The sequence below is a fragment of the Armatimonas sp. genome (assembly GCF_043760365.1).
In the GTDB taxonomy this organism is placed as follows: Bacteria; Armatimonadota; Armatimonadia; order Armatimonadales; family Armatimonadaceae; genus Armatimonas.
The window spans coordinates 1-1,792 of record NZ_JAYUPA010000395.1 but is presented as its reverse complement, the minus strand read 5'-3'; the positions used below and the strand labels follow the sequence as shown (position 1 = coordinate 1,792).

Here is a 1,792-nt window from a genome sequence, read left to right as displayed (position 1 = left end):
AAGCCAGGAAGCGCCAATACACTCTCCGCAAACCCCGCATGGCTCGTCGCCAGCATCGTCCCTTGGTTCGTGCGCTCCAGATGGAAAAAGAACGCCTTTCGCAGAGTACACTCCGCACTCACCCGAGTCATCGGGATGAGGCTTGTGGGCTCTACCTCCACCCGCACTGTCCACGGCGGGATTGGGATCGTAATATGCTCACGGTCAAAGAAATCGCCGGGCAAGTACTGCCCAGCGATTTCTACTGCGATGTTCTGCCAGATACCTGTTGGATCTCTAAGCAATTTTATTTTGGTGCGACTTGAAAAACGACTGCGCCTTGATGATAGCGAACTGTTCCGTCATTTCCATCTTCGTCGTAAGATAATATTAGCAAATATGAAGAATCTGGTTTTAATTCTTTAAATGTTATAGATTTTGCTCCTATTGTAGGTACTCCTTTGTGTTTTATGTCCTCATAATTATTTGATGCTATGGAACCTTTTTGGCCTGGTGTTACTGCTGTGGTTTGGGATATTTCCATGAATTCTATTTTTGGAGGAAGCTCGGTTCTTGGATTAAAGTCAGCTATATCCTTTGGATTTCCTGATTTATCTTTTATAGATGCGCTTAAACCGAAATTTAAAAAGTTTTTATATTTTAGAACAGTATTGAATTTTAGTTTTCCTGCTGCCAGAGATACATTTGTTTCTCCTATGTCACCTGCTGTGTCATCCGTTATGACAATATCTATGGGAAGATGTACGCCTCCATGACTGCGAATTGACAGTTCACTTTTGATGCTGTTACCATTCCCACCTGTCTTTTGGTTGTCACATCCTGTCGTCAGGGCTACGGAGAGTATCAGAGGGAGTGCTAGACTGATTTTCATGAGGTTGTCCTTTGCTAGAAACTAGTGTTAGTTTTCTGAATGTGAGAGATCAAGTCGGTTAACGAAATGCTTTGTCCACTGGTGATAAATGCTTCCCATGAGCTTCCGAGCCGGGTTTGCGTGGCACTTTGAATACTATTGTAACGATCCTCGTCTGAATAGTCAATAGGGATATTGTTCTGGCTACGTACGGCTTCGATCTTTCCGATACAGAGTGCCAGTAGATCTGAGGGAGCTTGGCTTTCCTGTAGTGCGAAAAGGATAGAGACGAGGTTTGTCACCATCCCGAGGCCCGACTCACCTTCGATCTGAACACGTCGTTCCAAGGCCTGGCAGAACAGTTTCAGGGCTTCGGCAGGATGTTTTCGCTCTCGGGCGATCAACCCCAAGTTGTAGAGGACATAGAGCTCCGTTAAACCATCACCTAGCTTGCGGCTATAGGTGAGGCTCTCGGCGAGCGTCGCTTCTGCCTCTGCCCACTGGCCAGCACGTATCTGGACGGCTCCCAGATTATAGAGGATGCTGGCTAGGCGCTTGGGGTGAGGATGAAGCCGATAGTAGGCTAAGCTCCGCTCCAGATAGGCTTGTGCCTTATCATAGTTATGTTCGTCACTAGCAAGCGTTCCGAGATTGCCTTGCATCACGGCTACCTCAGCCGCATCTCCCGCTTGTTCAAAAAGGCTCAGAGCAAGTTCCAAATCAGCCGATGATTCAGAATAGCGGTGGAGGTTTTGAGCTAGATTGCCGCGTGAACGTAGGGCATGGGCGCGTTGCAGAGGTAGTGCGTCTGGGAATGCGGTGAGAAGCTCCGTTAGACGGTTATGGCCTTCGACGAGATACTCGCGGATGAGCCAGAACCAGAGGATAGACTTTGCGAGGCGCAGGGCAAGCTCGCCGTTTTCGGGTTGGGTCAGGGCAGCA

General features: G+C 48.4%; 3 protein-coding genes. All 3 read right to left on the bottom strand.

Annotated features, from left to right (window positions below):
- The coding region (locus ACH2EH_RS09420) for a hypothetical protein (protein WP_395141071.1) at nucleotides 1–284 on the bottom strand (284 nt) is incomplete at its 3' end.
- Between the two features lie 2 nt (nucleotides 285–286).
- Nucleotides 287–871, bottom strand: a complete 585-nt coding sequence (locus ACH2EH_RS09415) for a hypothetical protein (protein WP_395141069.1) — start codon at nucleotides 869–871, stop codon at nucleotides 287–289.
- A 14-nt stretch (nucleotides 872–885) separates the two neighbouring features.
- On the bottom strand, nucleotides 886–1,792 hold a 907-nt coding region (locus tag ACH2EH_RS09410; protein ID WP_395141067.1), incomplete at its 5' end, for a tetratricopeptide repeat protein.

What these genes read in the sequence shown, in the direction of transcription:
- ACH2EH_RS09415 (WP_395141069.1), bottom strand. Translation starts at nt 871, where the DNA reads ATGAAAATCAGTCTAGCACTCCCTCTGATACTCTCCGTAGCCCTGACG.